Origin of the sequence: Cyanobium sp. Aljojuca 7D2, from assembly GCF_024346415.1 — a bacterium.
Classification (GTDB): Bacteria; Cyanobacteriota; Cyanobacteriia; order PCC-6307; family Cyanobiaceae; genus Cyanobium_A.
This window is the reverse complement of sequence record NZ_JAGQCX010000003.1, coordinates 128,737-144,069: the sequence shown is the minus strand read 5'-3', so window position 1 is coordinate 144,069 and position 15,333 is coordinate 128,737. Positions and strand designations below refer to the sequence as shown.

Annotated in this window: 16 protein-coding genes and 1 tRNA gene; 8 read left to right on the top strand and 9 right to left on the bottom strand. The window is 68.8% G+C overall.

Annotated features, from left to right (window positions below; genetic code table 11):
• The first annotated feature begins 37 nt into the window (after positions 1 to 37).
• Together KBY57_RS05035 and KBY57_RS05030 are read left to right on the top strand one after the other, a co-directional pair.
• A tRNA-Val gene (locus tag KBY57_RS05035) sits at positions 38 to 109 on the top strand.
• A 136-nt stretch (positions 110 to 245) separates the two neighbouring features.
• Complete coding sequence (locus KBY57_RS05030; protein WP_254994790.1) at positions 246 to 998, top strand: helix-turn-helix domain-containing protein; 753 nt, start codon at positions 246 to 248, stop codon at positions 996 to 998.
• On the opposite strand, the gene KBY57_RS05025 is transcribed toward KBY57_RS05030, so the two are convergent.
• The gene (locus KBY57_RS05025) at positions 979 to 2,589 is read right to left on the bottom strand and encodes a Ppx/GppA phosphatase family protein (RefSeq protein ID WP_254994874.1); all 1,611 of its coding nucleotides are present in this window, start codon (positions 2,587 to 2,589) and stop codon (positions 979 to 981) included. The genes KBY57_RS05030 and KBY57_RS05025 overlap by 20 nt on opposite strands.
• Before the next feature lie 90 nt (positions 2,590 to 2,679).
• Here KBY57_RS05025 and KBY57_RS05020 point away from each other — a divergent pair, with 90 nt between their 5' ends.
• Positions 2,680 to 3,615 carry a 4-hydroxybenzoate polyprenyltransferase gene (locus tag KBY57_RS05020; RefSeq protein ID WP_254994787.1) on the top strand — a complete coding sequence of 312 codons (936 nt, stop codon included), beginning with the start codon at positions 2,680 to 2,682 and terminating at the stop codon, positions 3,613 to 3,615.
• On the top strand, positions 3,612 to 4,676 hold the full coding sequence (locus KBY57_RS05015; protein ID WP_254994785.1) for an LD-carboxypeptidase: 1,065 nt from the start codon (positions 3,612 to 3,614) through the stop codon (positions 4,674 to 4,676). The genes KBY57_RS05020 and KBY57_RS05015 overlap by 4 nt, the downstream gene beginning before the upstream one ends.
• Before the next feature lie 20 nt (positions 4,677 to 4,696).
• On the opposite strand, the gene ispD is transcribed toward KBY57_RS05015, so the two are convergent.
• The gene (ispD, locus tag KBY57_RS05010) at positions 4,697 to 5,377 is read right to left on the bottom strand and encodes a 2-C-methyl-D-erythritol 4-phosphate cytidylyltransferase (RefSeq protein WP_254994784.1); all 681 of its coding nucleotides are present in this window, start codon (positions 5,375 to 5,377) and stop codon (positions 4,697 to 4,699) included.
• Positions 5,378 to 5,448: 71 nt separating this feature from the next.
• Here ispD and KBY57_RS05005 point away from each other — a divergent pair, with 71 nt between their 5' ends.
• Positions 5,449 to 6,294 (top strand): glycosyltransferase family 9 protein, encoded by an 846-nt coding sequence (locus KBY57_RS05005; protein WP_254994782.1) that lies wholly within the window; start codon positions 5,449 to 5,451, stop codon positions 6,292 to 6,294.
• Positions 6,295 to 6,349: 55 nt separating this feature from the next.
• The gene (fabG, locus tag KBY57_RS05000) at positions 6,350 to 7,102 is read left to right on the top strand and encodes a 3-oxoacyl-[acyl-carrier-protein] reductase (RefSeq protein ID WP_254994781.1); all 753 of its coding nucleotides are present in this window, start codon (positions 6,350 to 6,352) and stop codon (positions 7,100 to 7,102) included.
• A gap of 19 nt (positions 7,103 to 7,121) precedes the next feature.
• Here fabG and KBY57_RS04995 read toward each other — a convergent pair whose 3' ends face one another.
• Positions 7,122 to 7,361, bottom strand: coding sequence for a hypothetical protein (locus KBY57_RS04995; protein ID WP_254994884.1), 240 nt, complete (start codon positions 7,359 to 7,361; stop codon positions 7,122 to 7,124).
• Between the two features lie 134 nt (positions 7,362 to 7,495).
• Here KBY57_RS04995 and groL point away from each other — a divergent pair, with 134 nt between their 5' ends.
• Entirely contained in the window at positions 7,496 to 9,157 is a 1,662-nt protein-coding gene (groL, locus tag KBY57_RS04990) for a chaperonin GroEL (protein WP_254994780.1), read from the top strand.
• A 22-nt stretch (positions 9,158 to 9,179) separates the two neighbouring features.
• Here the strand turns inward: groL and KBY57_RS04985 are convergent, their stop codons facing one another.
• Genes KBY57_RS04985 through KBY57_RS04960 form a run of 6 tightly spaced genes read right to left on the bottom strand, consistent with a single transcriptional unit; the run spans position 9,180 to position 14,286 of the window.
• The gene (locus tag KBY57_RS04985) at positions 9,180 to 9,845 is read right to left on the bottom strand and encodes an N-acetylmannosamine-6-phosphate 2-epimerase (RefSeq protein WP_254994778.1); all 666 of its coding nucleotides are present in this window, start codon (positions 9,843 to 9,845) and stop codon (positions 9,180 to 9,182) included.
• Positions 9,846 to 10,391, bottom strand: coding sequence for a hypothetical protein (locus KBY57_RS04980; RefSeq protein WP_254994777.1), 546 nt, complete (start codon positions 10,389 to 10,391; stop codon positions 9,846 to 9,848).
• Positions 10,392 to 10,402: 11 nt separating this feature from the next.
• Positions 10,403 to 11,278 carry an ABC transporter permease gene (locus KBY57_RS04975; RefSeq protein ID WP_254994775.1) on the bottom strand — a complete coding sequence of 292 codons (876 nt, stop codon included), beginning with the start codon at positions 11,276 to 11,278 and terminating at the stop codon, positions 10,403 to 10,405.
• Complete coding sequence (locus tag KBY57_RS04970; RefSeq protein ID WP_409996406.1) at positions 11,278 to 12,315, bottom strand: ATP-binding cassette domain-containing protein; 1,038 nt, start codon at positions 12,313 to 12,315, stop codon at positions 11,278 to 11,280. The genes KBY57_RS04975 and KBY57_RS04970 overlap by 1 nt, the downstream gene beginning before the upstream one ends.
• A gap of 17 nt (positions 12,316 to 12,332) precedes the next feature.
• Complete coding sequence (locus KBY57_RS04965; protein WP_261356662.1) at positions 12,333 to 13,340, bottom strand: heme o synthase; 1,008 nt, start codon at positions 13,338 to 13,340, stop codon at positions 12,333 to 12,335.
• Positions 13,333 to 14,286 carry a COX15/CtaA family protein gene (locus tag KBY57_RS04960; protein WP_254994773.1) on the bottom strand — a complete coding sequence of 318 codons (954 nt, stop codon included), beginning with the start codon at positions 14,284 to 14,286 and terminating at the stop codon, positions 13,333 to 13,335. The genes KBY57_RS04965 and KBY57_RS04960 overlap by 8 nt, the downstream gene beginning before the upstream one ends.
• 194 nt (positions 14,287 to 14,480) lie before the next feature.
• Here KBY57_RS04960 and KBY57_RS04955 point away from each other — a divergent pair, with 194 nt between their 5' ends.
• Entirely contained in the window at positions 14,481 to 15,329 is an 849-nt protein-coding gene (locus KBY57_RS04955; RefSeq protein WP_409996405.1) for a cytochrome c oxidase subunit II, read from the top strand.
• Positions 15,330 to 15,333: the final 4 nt, after the last annotated feature.

The following is a 15,333-nucleotide window of genomic DNA, read 5'->3' as shown; positions in this document are numbered from 1 at the left end:
GATGGGGTGCCGGTGGTGTTTTAAGCTCTCGGAGTGCGGGCGATTAGCACAGCGGTAGCGCACTTCCTTCACACGGAAGGGGTCACTGGTTCGAATCCAGTATCGCCCATTTGATCTGGTGATTCGGGCCCAAGACCCTCCGAAAGGCCACTACGACAAGGCTCTGGCGCACCGGAGTCAGCCGCTTGCGCGCCCAGCTCGACTCGTCAGAATGGTTGAGATCTGTATCTGGCTTGACCCATACGGTGCCTGACTCCCCTCGCAACGAGCCCATCGCTGCCCTACAGGCCCTAGGCCAAGCGCTGCGCCAAGGCCGTGAGGGGCAGGGCCTCGCGATCGCCGAACTGGCCCAACGGCTCAACATGGGCCATGAACAGCTGCAAGCCCTGGAAGATGGCGATGCCGACCGGCTCCCCGAGCCTGTGTTCGTGATCGCCCAGGCCCGCCGGGTGGCCAACACTCTGGACATCAACGTTGATGCACCCCTGAAGACCCTGCGGGAGAGCGGCGGGTTCCAACCCAGGCCGGTGAAGGTGGCCGAACTCGCCCCTCGGGGAGAGGCCCCTGGAGCCGGTCGGTCGTCGCCCGTCCAGGCCGTCGGTCGACTGGCCCTGGCCGCTGGGCTTGTGGCGGCCCTGGGCGCCGGTGGCACAGCGGGCTGGCAGCAGTGGCAGCGCCTTCAGGCGTCCCGTCCAACCGAGCCGGCCAACGCACCGCAAATCACCACAGCCCAAACCTCAACTCCACAAGCCCCAAGCGGATCCGAGCTGCTGCTGAGCAGCAGCCAGCCCAGCTGGCTGGAGGTGAAGCAGCAGGGTGGCGAGAGCCTGTTCCGAGGCACCTTCGAAGGCGAGCGGCGCTTCCCCCTCGGCGGCGGGCTGAGCGTGCTGGCCGGACGGCCCGACCTGGTGAAGGCCCAGCTGGGCAGCGGGCCGGCCAAACCCCTAGGCCGGATCGATCAGGTGCGCTGGCAGCAGTTCAAGGCTCCGGCAACCTGAGGTCGAACCCGCAGGCCTCCTGCACCACATCGGCACAGGAGCGCAAGCTCCAGCGCTCCAAGCTCAGATCCACAGGCTGCTCGCCCGGGGCTGCCACCAGTGGCTCGAGGCCGATGCTCACAGCGCCAGCGAGGGGCAGCACCTGCAGCGCTCCGATCACCGCGGCAGGGCGACGATCCAGAGCGGCAGCCAGGCGCAGCAGCAACGCCATCGACGTCACCGTGCGGCGCTGATCACGGTCTTCGATCAGCTGCCACGACTCATGGCGCTTCTTCGGCAGGCTGCGGCGGTGGTAACGACCAATGGCCGCCACCATCAGGTGCTCCGCCTCGGAATAGCCCAGCAGCTCGCCATGGCGGATCAAATACCAGCTGTGCTTGTGATAGGCGGAAATGTTGATGCTTTTGCCGCACGTGTGCAGCTGGGCGGCAGCCCACAGCAACTCCCGACCCGGGCCGTCGTCGTGGTGCAGCAGGCCGCGGGACTGGTCGTAAAGGCTGAGGGCATGGGCCGCCACCCGATCGGCCCTGGCCCGGTCCACACCAAAGCGCTGGGCCAGATGCAGCACCGTGCGCTCGCGGATCGTGCTCTGGAAGGCAAAGCGATCCCCCAGCAGCCCATTGCGCAGCATCCAGTCGACGATCAGCCCCTCCCGCAGGGCCCGATCACACACCACCAGCTCCCGCACCTGGAGCATGGCCATGGCCGTCTGCAGGATCATGGCTCCAGGCACGACGATCTCGGCCCGCCGGTCGTTGATGGCGGGCAGGGCGCGGCGTTGCTCCGGCGTCATCGCCAGCAACCGAGCGGTGAGCTGGTCGATGCGCTCACGGCTGAGCCGGTAGCCCTGCAGCTTCAGCGGCGGCTTGGGATCCTCCGATGCCGCCAGAGCCGCCAGGGCCATGGCCGTGCCACTGGTGCCCACCATCAACGGTTGCTCACCGCGCTGCAGGGCCGCCTTCACCTCCGCCACGGCCGGATCGAGGGCGCCCTGGATGTAGGCCTGCAGAAAGGAGCGACGGTCGGCTGGTAGGGGGTCTTGTTGGCAAAACTCCCGCTGCAGCAGCACCGCGCCAATCCTGGTGCTGCTGAGGCTGCGGGCATCCCGGCCGTCGGCCAGCACCAGTTCGGTGGAGCCGCCGCCGATGTCGATGATCAGGTGGGGCTGGTTGCCGAAGGCCATGCCCGAGAGCACCCCCAGGTAGATCAGCCGGGCCTCCTCCGGGCCGCTGACCAGATCCACCTCCAGCCCCAGCTGCTCCTGCAGGGCCACCAGGAAGTCGCGGCCGTTGGGGGCCTCACGCACGGCGCTGGTGGCCGCCGTGACGATCTGCTCAACGCCATGGCTCAGGGCGAGGTCGCGATCGTGGCGCAAGGTGCGGAAGGCCCGCTCGATCGCCTCGGAGCTGAGGTCGCCGGTGTGGGGATCGCGCTCGCCCAGCCGGATGGTGGCCTTCTCCGCCACCACAACGCTGAAGCTGCACAGCTCCGGATCCACCTCCGCCACCAGCAGATGGATCGAATTGGTGCCGATATCGATGGCGGCAACCCGGCGCCGCCCGGCTTGCTGGAGGTTGGGGGCCTGAACCATGGGGTTCGGCAGCAGCCGCTGGGGCGCCACTTTGCCACCCATGGCCCCCTCTGCCGGCACAACTAGGGTGCCTCGCAACGGAAATGGGGCATGGCCAACTCCGCAAGCGGCACCAGGCTGGGGGCTTGGCTGGAGCTGGTGCGCTGGCACAAGCCGAGTGGTCGCCTGATTTTGTTGATCCCCGCAGGCTGGAGCCTCTGGCTCACCCCCAACGCCCCACCGGCGCCGCTGCTGGTGGGGCTGATCGTGCTGGGGGGGCTGGCGGTGAGCGCCGCCGGCTGCATCGCCAACGACCTTTGGGATCGCCGCATCGACCCCCTGGTGGAGCGCACCCGCCACCGCCCCCTGGCCGATGGCCGGGTGGGGGTGCGAGAGGCCATTGCGCTGCTGCTGCTCGCCCTAGTTGTGGCCCTGACGGTGCTGCTGGTGCTGATGCTGGACCTCCCGGCCAGCGGCCGCAGCCTCTGCCTGCTGCTGGCACTGGCGGCGCTGCCGCCGGTGCTGCTCTACCCCTCGGCCAAACGCTGGTTTGGCTACCCGCAGCTGGTGCTGGCGGTGTGCTGGGGCTTTGCGGTGCTGATCCCCTGGGCTGCCGCCACCGGCTCCCTGGCAGGCGGTTGGCCCCTGGCCCTGGTGTGGCTGGCCACCCTGCTATGGACCTTCGGCTTCGACACCGTGTACGCCATGGCCGACCGCGACGACGACCGGGCCATCGGCGTGCGCAGCAGCGCCCTCAGCCTCGGGCATCAGGCTCCCCTGGCGGTGGCGGTGAGCTATGGCCTGGCCGCCGCCGCCCTGGCGCTGGCCGCTGGGCTGCAGGGTGTCGGGCTGCAGGGTGTCGGGCTGCAGGGCAGTGGCTGGATCACCTGGCCCCTCTGGCTGCTGGCGGCCTTCGGCATGCAGCGCGAAGCCGCCCTGCTGCGTCGCCCCGCGTTGCCCCGCTCGGCCTACGGCCGTCACTTCAGCCGCCAGGTGCAGCTCGGTGGGCTGCTGTTGCTGGCCCTGGTGCTGGGGCAGCTGCCATGAGCGTGGCCATGAACCAGCCGGCGCCGCTCCAGCCTGGCGATCGGGTGCAGCTGGTGGCCGCCAGCTCAGCCCTGCTGGGTGCCGACGCCCTGGCGCGGCTGCAGGCCGGCATCGCCGTGCTCGAGAGCTGGGGGCTGCAGGTGGAGGACGACACCCTGCACGGGCGCCAGTGGGGCTACCTGGCCGGCCGAGACCCGGAACGGCGCGGCGACCTGGAAGCGGCGGCGCGGCGAGGAGCGGAGCTGCTGGCCTGCGTGCGCGGCGGCTGGGGGGCGGCCCGGCTGCTGGAGCAGCCGCTGGCCCTGCAGCCCCGCTGGCTGTTGGGCTTCTCCGACGTCACCTCCCTGCTCTGGGCCCAGCTGGCCCAGGGCCAGGGCGGCGCCATCCACGGGCCCCTGGTAACCACCCTGGCGGCCGAGCCGGCCTGGAGCCAGGAGCGGTTGCGGGCCCTGCTGTTCGGCGAGTCCCTGGCCGATCTCCACGGCGAGGGCTGGTGTGGCGGCCAGGCCGAAGGCCCGCTGCTGGCTGGCAATCTCACCGTGGCCACCCACCTGCTCGGCACCCCCCACCTGCCCGATCTACGCGGCGCGATCCTGATCCTCGAAGACGTGGGCGAAGCCCCCTACCGCATCGAGCGGATGCTCACCCACTGGCGCCTCAGCGGCGCCCTGCAGCAGCTGGCCGGCATCGGCCTGGGCCAATTCACCGACTGCGACGACGGGGTGGCTGATGGGGGGGGCGCAGATGACGGGGGTGACGGCGGGAAGCCCGCCGATACGAGGAGTCCCCAACCTCTGAATTCGGTTTGTGAAACAGCCTGTGAAACACAGGCTGAAACCCAGCGCGAGACACCCCGTGCCCCAGGCATGGATCCAGCACCCTCAAGCCACCCAGATCGCTTCAGCCTCGAGCAGGTGCTGCGGGAGCGCACCGCCGATCTCGGCATCCCCGTGGTGAGCAACCTGCCCGTCGGCCACGTGGCCGGCAATGCGGCCCTGCCCCTGGGGGCCTGGGCGCGGCTGGATGCCAGCAGCGGCAGGCTGCACGTGAGCCCGACCTAACCCCTTCGGCAGCGGGCCGTTCAGTTTCGAGCCGCCAGCACGGCCGCCGCCACGGTGAGATCGAAGGGGGTGGTGAGCTTGATGTTGGAGGGGGGCGCCTCCAGCACCTGCACCGGCAGGCCCAGCCGTTCAAACAGGGCCGCATCGTCGGTGACGCTCCAGCCTTCGGCGATGGCGGTGGCGTGGGCATCCCGCAGCTGGGCCACGGGAAACCCCTGGGGGGTCTGGGCGGCCCAGAGCGCACGGCGATCCGGGGTGGCGGTGATGGTGCCCGCGCCATCCACCTGCTTGATCGTGTCGGTCACGGGGGTGGCGGCAATTACAGCCGCGCCTTGGAGCACGGCGGCCGCACAGCGCGCCAGCAGGTCGGGCTCCACCAGGCAGCGGGCGCCGTCGTGAATCAGCACCCCTTCGGCATCGGTCGGCAGGGCAGCCAGTCCGCAGCGCACCGAGTCCTGACGGGTGTCACCACCGAGGATCCACTCCACCGGCCGGTCGGGGCGCACGCCCGCCACGATCGCGGCGATCGCCTGCGCATCCACCGGCTGGCCGACGATGCCGATCCAGTGGATCGCCGGACAGGCCAGGGCGGCCTCCAGGGTCCAGGCGAGCACAGGGCGGCCGGCCACCGGCAGCAACAACTTGTTGCCCTCGGCCCCCATACGGCGGCCACTGCCGGCGGCGGCGATCAGCAAATGCACAAGCGACTCCCTCGAATCAGGCCAATCCGAATCCGATCCATACAATCAGGCCGCCGAACCGTGCCTTTGCGATGCGCGCCCTATTTCTGATTCCGGGCGGCAGCAGCCAACAGCTGCAGAGCTTTGCCGCCGTGGCGGCAGTGGCCGAGCAACTCAAGGCCGAGGTGCAGGTGGTTTGCCCGGTCACCGCTGTGCCCCTCTGGAGCCTGCACCCCGCCGTCAGCCGCGCCCTTCCCTTCGCCTACGACCAGGCCACCCTGGCCGACTGGGCCAACCTGCTTGGCACCGTGCGGGAGCCCGATTTCCAGGTGTGCCTCAACCTGGCGCCCAGCCGCCAGATGGACCTGATGCTGTCGATGAGCCACATCCCCACCCGGGTGGCTACCGGCGGGTTCTCCACCACCGAACGGGTCAGCCCTGGGGCGGGCGGCTGGCCCAACCAGGCCCTGGAGGCCTTCCTGCGGCCGATCGGCGTGCAGCTCGATGCCGATGCCTTCCGATTGCCGGTGGCCCCCAGCGATCTGGAGGCTGCAGCTGCCGCCCTGCCCGCCGGGGACGGCCCCGCCCTGCTGTTGGCCCCCTCCGGCAGCGCCGGCGACTGGCCAGCCTCCCAATGGCAAGCCCTCCCTGCCGCCATCCAGGCCAAGTTGCCCAACCTGCGGGCCGTCGCTGCCCTGCGGGGCGAGGGGGCCAAGCCCCTGCGCCAGCGGGCGGCCCAGATCGCCAGCGCCGATGTGGTGCTGGCCAGTGATCCGGTCGCCATCGAACTGGCCCTGTTGCTCGGCCTGCCCCTGGTGGCCCTGGGCCGGGAGGCCTCCAGCCTGCCCAACCGTGGCGGCGTGCAGGGGCTGGGCGCCAGCGGCTCCCTGGAGCAACTGAGCGCAGCCGACGTGCTGGCGGCCCTGGGGCTGGCGTAGCCGGGCCGGAATAGCAGGGCCATACGATCGGCGCCACTGGATGCCTTGCGCCGTGATGACGAGCTCTGCCCCCCTGGCCGCGCAAGTGGCCCTCGTGACCGGCGCCAGCCGGGGCATCGGCCGCGCCATCGCCCTCGAACTGGCTGCCGCCGGCGCCCAGGTGGTGGTCAACTACGCCAGCTCGCCGGAGGCCGCCGAAGCCGTGGTGGCCGAGATCACGGCGGCCGGGGGCCAGGCCTGGAGCCACCGGGCCAACGTCGCCGACGAGGAGCAGGTGGACGCCATGGTCAAGGCCGTGCTGGAGAAGGCCGGCCGGCTCGATGTGCTGATCAACAACGCCGGCATCACCCGCGATGGCCTGCTGATGCGGATGAAAACAGCCGACTGGCAGAGCGTCATCGACCTCAACCTCACCGGCGTGTTCCTCTGCACCCGCGCCGTCAGCCGCGCGATGCTCAAGGCCCGCACCGGCCGCATCATCAACATCACCTCGGTGGTGGCCCTGATGGGCAACCCCGGCCAGGCCAACTACAGCGCCGCCAAGGCCGGCGTGATCGGCCTCACCCGCAGCAACGCAGCCGAATTCGCCGCCCGTGGCGTCACCGTCAATGCGGTCGCCCCCGGCTTCATCGAAAGCGACATGACCGCCGAGCTCGACAAGGAGCCGATCCTCGCCGCCATTCCCATGGGCCGGATGGGCAGCGCCGCCGAGGTGGCCGGCGCCGTGCGCTTCCTGGCCGCCGATCCCGCCGCCGCCTACATCACCGGACAGGTGCTGCAGGTGGATGGCGGCATGGTGATGCGGTAAGTGTTCAAGCGCGAGCGCCTCAGGGGTTGGTGATCGGCTGGCCGAGCTCCTCGCGCAGGCGGCGAATCCGCTGCAACAACCGCAGGCGGCGGCTGCGGGCCGTGATCGTGAGAAACAACCGCACCGGCACGTACACCAGCGCCATCACGACACCAAACGCCGCCACCAGCACGAAGACCATGGCGTTGGCGCTGGTGGCCGGATCCAGCGAAATCGCTTCGTCGGCGCTCTCCAGGGCCGTTTGGAGCAGATCTTCCATCGCCCGACCCTATCGAGCCTGGAGCCGTTCAGCAGCCCGGGGCTGCGGGCGATTCGGCTTTCCCCACCCTGATCCACTACCACGTCGGCCAGCCGCTGTGGGACCCTGATCACGATTGAAACCGTTCCGTTGTCATGGCCAAGCTGATCAGCTTCTCGGATGCCTCCCGCGGCGCCCTGGAGCGGGGTGTCAACGCCTTGGCCGACGCGGTGAAGGTGACCATCGGCCCCCGTGGCCGCAACGTGGTGCTGGAGAAGAAATTCGGCGCTCCCGAGATCGTCAATGACGGCGTCACCATCGCCAAGGACATCGAACTCGAGGATCCCTTCGAAAACGTCGGCGCCAAGCTGATGCAGCAGGTGGCCAGCAAAACCAAGGACACCGCCGGCGATGGCACCACCACCGCCACCCTGCTGGCCCAAGCCCTGGTGCGCGAAGGTCTGAAAAACGTGGCGGCCGGAGCCAACCCCGTCGGCCTGCGCCGCGGCATGGAACAGGCGACGGCCCACATCGTCACTGGGATCGCTGAGCGCTCCCAGGCGGTGAGTGGCGATGCCATCCGTCAGGTGGCGGCCGTGAGCTCCGGCAACGACGACGAGATCGGACGGATGATCGCCGAGGCCATGGCGAAGGTGAGCGCCGACGGGGTGATCACGGTGGAGGAGTCGACCTCCCTGGCCACCGAGCTGGAAATCACCGAGGGGATGGCCTTTGACCGGGGCTACAGCTCCCCCTATTTCGTCACCGATCAGGAGCGCCGGGAGTGCGTGTTTGAAAACGCCCTGATCCTGATCACCGACCGCAAGATCAGCACCATCACCGATCTGGTGCCCGTGCTGGAGGCGGTGTCGAAGAGCGGCCGACCGCTGCTGATCCTGGCCGAGGAGGTGGAGGGCGAAGCTCTGGCCACCTTGGTGGTGAACAAGAACCGCGGCGTGCTGCAGGTGGCGGCCGTACGGGCGCCTGGCTTTGGCGATCGCCGCAAGGCCATGCTGGCCGATATCGCGATCCTCACCGGCGCAACCGTGGTGAGCGAAGACCAGTCCATGAGCCTGGAGAAAACCGGACTCGCTGAGCTGGGGCAGGCCCGCCGCATCACGATCACCAAGGACAGCACCACGATCGTGGCCAACGGCGAGCACCAAGCCGCCGTTGCCGATCGGGTGGCCTCGATCAAGCGCGAGCTCGACAACACCGACTCCGACTACGACCGCGAAAAGCTGCAGGAGCGAATCGCCAAGCTGGCCGGCGGGGTGGCCGTGATCAAGGTGGGAGCCCCCACCGAAACCGAGCTCAAAAACCGCAAGCTGCGCATTGAGGATGCCCTCAACGCCACCCGCGCCGCCGTGGAGGAGGGAATCATCGCCGGCGGCGGCTGCACCCTGCTGGAGCTGGCCGAAGGTCTCACCGCCCTGGCGGCGTCCTGTCAGGGGGATGAGCGCACCGGTGTGCAGATCGTGCAACGCGCCCTGGCGGAGCCGGTGCGGCAGATCGCCTACAACTCCGGCGCCGATGGTGCTGTGGTGGCGGCCGAGATCCTGCGGCTGGGCAAGGGCTACAACGCCCTCACCGGCGTCTACGAAGACCTGCTCGCCGCAGGGATCCTCGATGCCGCCAAGGTGGTGCGCCTGGCCCTTCAGGATGCGGTGTCGATCGCCTCGCTGCTGATCACCACCGAGGTGGTTATCGCCGACAAGCCCGAACCCGAAGCGGCCCCCGGCGGCGACATGGGTGGCATGGGCGGAATGGGTGGCATGGGAGGGATGGGCGGCATGGGCATGCCCGGCATGATGTGAGGCCCAGCCGCTCGGCAGCCCCTCAGCAGGCCTTCACGTAGGCCGCCACCTGCAGGTCCACGCCGGTGATGGCCGTGCCCACCACCACCGCATCCGCCCCGGCATCCAGGGCCTGACGGGCCTGCTGGGGGCTGGCAATGCCGCCTTCACAGATCAAGCTCACCGCTGCGGGCAACTGTTGTTTCAGCTGGGGCAAGAGCTCCCAGGCCGGCGGCTGGCATGCAGCCGTGGGCTCGGTGTAGCCATACAAGGTTGTGCCCACCCAGTCGCAGCCGAGGGTGGCGGCCCGCAAGCCGTTGGCCAGAGAGTCGATATCGGCCATCAGCAGGGCACCCAACTCCCGGCGCGCCCGGCTGATCAACTGCTCAAGATCCTCACCACCGGGCCGGTGGCGTTCGGTGGCATCGATTGCCACCACGTCGGCACCCGCCCCCCTCACGGCGCGGATCTCCTCCCAGCCCGGGGTGATGTACACGGAGCTATCTGGGTAGGTGCGCTTCCACAGCCCCACGATCAAGGCGGTGGGGCAACGACGCCGCACGGCTCCGATGTGCTCCGGACTCTCCAGCCGCACGCCACTGGCGCCATTGCGAAGGCTGGCCTCCGCCATCGCCGCGATCACATCGGGATCGCGCAGGGGTGAGCCCTCGGGGGCCTGCACCGACACGATCAGTCCAGAAGCTTTCACTCAGCTGGCTAAGGGAAGGGAGTCGGCATCGGGAAGCCAGGCCCGCAGGGGCGCCAGGGCACGGGGTGCGGGCGCCGGCTCCCCGTCAGGCACCAAGGCCAGTTGGGGCCAGGAACCGGAGAAGGCCGCCGCGGGGATGGATTCAACAACGGGTTCTACCTGTTGTTCAACAGGTTGTTCAACAACAAGTTCAACTCCAGGTTCAACGCGCTGAGCGACAACGGGTTCAAAACCCAGTTCAACTGGCTGTTCAACAACCTTTTCGACAGACTCTGAAAGCCATTCCGGCTCGGGCTGCACCGCGGGCACCACAACCCCAAGGGGAGCTCCGCCGGCCCGCTCCTGCAACCACTGGGCGGCCTCAGCCCCCTGACTGGCCAGCAGCGGCCCCACCATCAAGGTCTCCAGGGCCGCGAGGCCACGGCGGTGCACCCACTGCTGCACCAGACGCTCGGCCATGGGCTGGTCCCGTTCGGCCACCGCCGCCAGCAGACGATCCGCCAGGTCGGGGCGGGCTGGCGGGGGAAAGCTGGGGGGCAGGGTCACGGGAGGGGTGGCTAGGTGAGCTTGCGATCCAGCAGGGGCCGAATCAGCAGGAACAACCCGGCGGCCAACACGGCGAGCACCCCGAGGCAGGTGGCGCTGCTGAGCTGGCCGTAGGGGGCCTCCAGCACCACGGCGGTGAGGGAGACCTGTCCGGCGTAGGCGGCACGGATCGGTTCAATCGCGAAGGTAAGGGGATTTAGGGCCGCTAGCCAGCCCAACCAGGCCGGCATAAACGACAGCGGCGCCAACGCGGTGCTGGCAAACAGCAGCGGCAGGTTGGCCACGAAGATCACCGCGATCAACTCGATATGCCCCGGCAGGGCGAAGGCCAGGCCCAAACTCAGGGCCGTGACAGCAAATACCAGCAACAACAGCGTGACCAGCACCAGCAACAATCCGGCGCCCCCCGGCCAGCCGTAGCCGAGCAGGGCAGCGGTGCCCATGATCGCCAGGCTCTGCACCAAGCTCAGGGAGGTGATGTAGAGCACCGAAGCCAACACAATCGAGCTGCGCGAGCGCAGGGGTGCCACGAGCAGGCGGTTGAGGAAGCCGAATTCCCGATCAAACATCACCGGCAGACCGGCATTGAGGGCCGCACTGAAGGCGGTGAACACGATCACGCCGGCGCCCAGAAAGCGTCCGTAGCTGATGCCGCCGGGCAGCAGGCCCTCCGGGGCCTTGGCGAACAGAGCGCCGAACAGCACCAGCCAGATCAGCGGTTGCAGAACCCCCGCCACCAGGGTGGAGGGCCGCCGCTGCAGCTGCACAAACAGACGCCGGGTGAGGGCCAGGGTTTCCTGGCTGATCTCAGCCAGGGCGGAAGCCTCGGGCTGGGAACCCGGGGCGGGATCGCGGGCCGGGCCGGGAACGGGAAGGGTGGTGGTCATCACATGCTCGCTTTGCGTTCGGCCTTGGGATCGCGACTGCCGGCCACGGCCAGCTCCGCATCCATCAAGGTGCGGCCCGTGGCCTGGAGGTAGACATCATCGAGGCTGGGGCGGCTCTGGGCCAGAGCAAACACCGGCAGATCGGCCTCGGCCAGCTGACGGCGCAGCTGCTCGATCACACCGTCGTGCTCGATCACCAGGTTGAGGGAGAAGCCCTGGGCCTGGTTCACCACCACCTGGCGCACACCGGCACAGGCGTGCAGCAGGCTGCGCACCCGCTCAGCCTCGTCGGCGTCGCTGAATTCCCGCACCCGCAGAGTCACCCGATCGCCGCCGAGGGCCGCCTTGAGCGCTGAGGGAGCCCCTTCGGCGATCACCTTGCCGGCTTCGATGATGGCCAGGTGGTCGGCCAGGGCATCCACCTCCTCCAGGTAGTGGCTGCTGAGCAGCACGGTGGTGCCGCCATCGCGCAGCTGGCGCAGCACGCCCCAGATCGCCGCCCGGCTCTCGATGTCGAGGCCGACGGTGGGCTCATCGAGCACCAGCACCTGGGGGCGATGCAGCAAACCCGCCGCCAGATCCAGCCGGCGCCGCATGCCGCCCGAGTAGCTGCCGCAGCGGCGATCGATCCAGTCGGCCATGCCCAGCAGTTCGATCAACTCGCGGATCCGCTGGTTCCGCGCGGAGGTCTGCAGGTGATACAGATCGCCCTGCAGCTGCAGCAGTTCGCGGCCGGTGAGAATCTTGTCGATCGCCACCTCCTGGGCCACGTAGCCCAGCAGGCGCCGCACCGCTCGCGGCTCGGCCAGGGCATCAACCCCGCCCACCCGCACGCTGCCGCTGTCGGGGGCCAGCAGGGTGCAGAGGATGCGCAGGGCGGTGGTCTTGCCGGCGCCATTGGGGCCCAGCAAGCCGTAAAGGCTGCCGGCCGGCACCTGCAGCGTCAGCCCATCGAGGGCCAGCACGCCACCGGCCAAGTTGCCACCTCTGGCCTTGCCACCGCCGTAGCACTTTCGGAGCTGCTGCAGTTCGATCACCGACTCAGACCGCCCAATCAGCCGACCAATGTAGGCAGCGCACTCAGCGAGACGCCGAACAGATCAGGGCCCATCAGCGCGGCCTGGGGCAGGCGGGCCAGCAGCAGCAGCAGGCAGATGCCGAAGAGATAAAAGATTGACCAGCGGAACAGGGCCCGAGCCCGCTGGGGATCATCGGGTTGGGCGCGCAAGCGGCCGCTCAGCTGGAGCAGACGGGCGTTGAAGGGCAGCACCATCAGGCCGTAAAGCAGCCCCCCGCTGGGCAAGGCCAGCACACCGAGGAGGCTGAAGGCCACCGTGGCCCAGGCGTAATGGCTGATCGCCCGGGTGGTCACCACCACGCCCTTCACCACCGGCAGCATCGGAATCCCCACCGATCGGTAGTCGTCCTTAAGCAGCAGGGCCAGGGCCCAGAAGTGGGCGGGCGTCCACAGCATCACCAGCGAGAACAGCCACCACGACGACCAACCCAGGCCACCTGTGGCGGCCGCCGCCCCCACCAGGGGCGGGATCGCACCGGCCACCCCACCGATGACGATGTTCTGGGTGGTGCGGGGCTTGAGCAGGGCCGTGTAGAGCAGCACGTAGCTGCACAGGCCCAGCAGCGACAAGCTGGCGGCCAGCGGGTTCACACCGATCACCAACACCGCCACCGAGAGGGCCGTGAGGCCGATGGCCAGGGCGAAGGCCTGGCGCTGGGCGAGGCGCCCCGAGGGCAGCGCCCGGCGACTGGTGCGTTGCATGCGCCCATCCAGCTCCTGCTCCCACAGGCAATTCAGCACCCCAGCGGCTGCCGAGGCCAGGCTGCCCCCCACCAGGGTGCAGGCGATGGTGGCGCCGCTGGGGGAGCCTCCAGCACTGAGGGCCATGCCTCCCAGGGTGGTGGCCAGCAGCAGGGGGATCAGGCGGGGCTTGGCCACCTCCAACCAGGCGGGCAGCTTCACCGAAGGACGGATCACTGAGGCCGCAGTTGGGGCATTCGCCACCGAAGCAGCGGCCGTTGCAGGTACTGCTGCACTAACCATGAACCACCTCGGAGGGGACCTCAGACGTCATCAACGGCCCGGCCAGGCGACGCCCAAAACAGCGGGCGACCACGGCGGCCAGCAAGCCCACGAGCAGGGCGGCCGTGAGCTGGTGGGCAATCGTCACCAGGGGCGCCTCGAGCTGGAGCCGCAGGGTCCAGATCCCGAGGGCAACCTGGGCTACCACCAGCGCTGCGGAGCCAAGAGCCAGCGCTGGCAACTGCCCAAGCCCCGCCGGCAGCAGGGGGATTGACGCCGCCAGGGCCAGCACGGCCAGAGCCGCGGGCATCGCCACCTGGCGGTGAGCCAGCAACCAACGGCAACCCTCCCCTGAACTGAAGCATTGGTCGGCGGCCCATTGGCTGGCCATGGAACCGCCCAGCAGGCATTGGGCCAGCACCAGCACCAGGGCCGTCGACGCCAGCAGCGCCCACCAGAGCGGCGGCACCCCAAGGCCACGGCCAGCCATGGCGAGGCGCTGGTACAGGGCACTGGTGAGGGCCACCAACACCAGGGCGGTGGTGAGATGGGCCGTCACCAGGGGAGCCGCCAGCAGCTGGGTGACGGTGAGGGCCCCCAGCCCTCCCTGCACAGCCACCAGCAGCAAGGCTGCGCCGGACATCCAGGGGAGCCACGCCGGCAGCCGGCGGCGCCAGAGAACGCTGGTGCCGGTGAGCACCAGCAGGGCTACGCCCACGACGAAGGCATCGAGCCGATGAAACCACTCCAGAAACACCTGGAGGTTCATCTGGCGCCCCGGCAGCAGGCGCCCGTAACAGAGCGGCCAATCCGGGCAGGCCAGACCGGCCTCCATCACCCGAGTGGCGCCGCCAATGCCCACCAAGGCAACCAGGGCCACCACCAGGTGGGACGCCAGCAGGCCGAGGCGGTGACGCAGCACCAGATCGGGAGCTGGGCCTGGATGGGACTGGAGATCCGCCGCCATGGCCAAGCTATTCCCGGAAGTGGGTCAAGTTAGCCAGCCTGACCAGAAGCAGGGATCAGGGTTCCCGCACATCTCAAGACTGAAACGTTGGCCCCGAAACCCACTGCCATCGCGTTGTTTTGCCAACCAATTCAACGTTGTCCCCGCAGCCGAAGGCAGCGACCCATAGGCTGGCTCCAGGGGCAAAGTGCACCGTGCCGATTCGTACCGTCCTCACTGTTATCACGGCCACCACAGCGCTTGTGCTGACAGGTCTTTGGGTGGGCAACAACGTCAACATGCTGCCGCTGGACGCCAGCAGCAACGCTCCCACCTACGACGCCCTTTTTAAGGTTTTGTTCAGCATTGGCACGGTGCTGTTTCTCGGCATCGTGATCCTGCTGGTTTACAGCTTGTTCCGATTCCGACGTCGCAGCGGTGACCTCAGCGATGGCCTCGCCATTGAGGGGAATTTGCCGTTGGAAATCGTCTGGACGGCCATCCCCGCGATCGTGGTTTTGTTCGTGGGGATCTACAGCTATGACATCTACGAGCGCATGGGCGGCATGGTGGCCCTCAACGACCACTCGGCGATGGACCACTCCGCCATGGCTACAGATTCCGCCATGGCCTCAGGTGGGGTGAGCCAGGCCCGGGTGTGGGGGGGGATCGGTGGGGCCGGCATGGATGCCGCACCCACCGGCGCCGTGCTGCCGGTAGAGGTGACGGCGATGCAATTTGCTTTCATCTTCCATTACCCCGACGCCAACATCACCAGTGGCGAGCTGCATGTGCCGACCGGCCAACCCGTGGAGCTCCACATGGAGGCCCGCGACGTGATCCACGCGTTCTGGGTGCCCCAGTTCCGGCTCAAGCAGGACGTGATCCCCGGCCAGCCCACCGTGCTCTCCTTCACCGCCACCAAGGCCGGCAGCTACCCGATTGTGTGCGCCGAACTGTGCGGCCCGTACCACGGCGGCATGCGCTCCACCGTTGTGGTGCATGAACCCGAGGCCTACGCCACCTGGCTGCAGCAGAACAGCCCCGCCAGCACCACCACCTGAGACG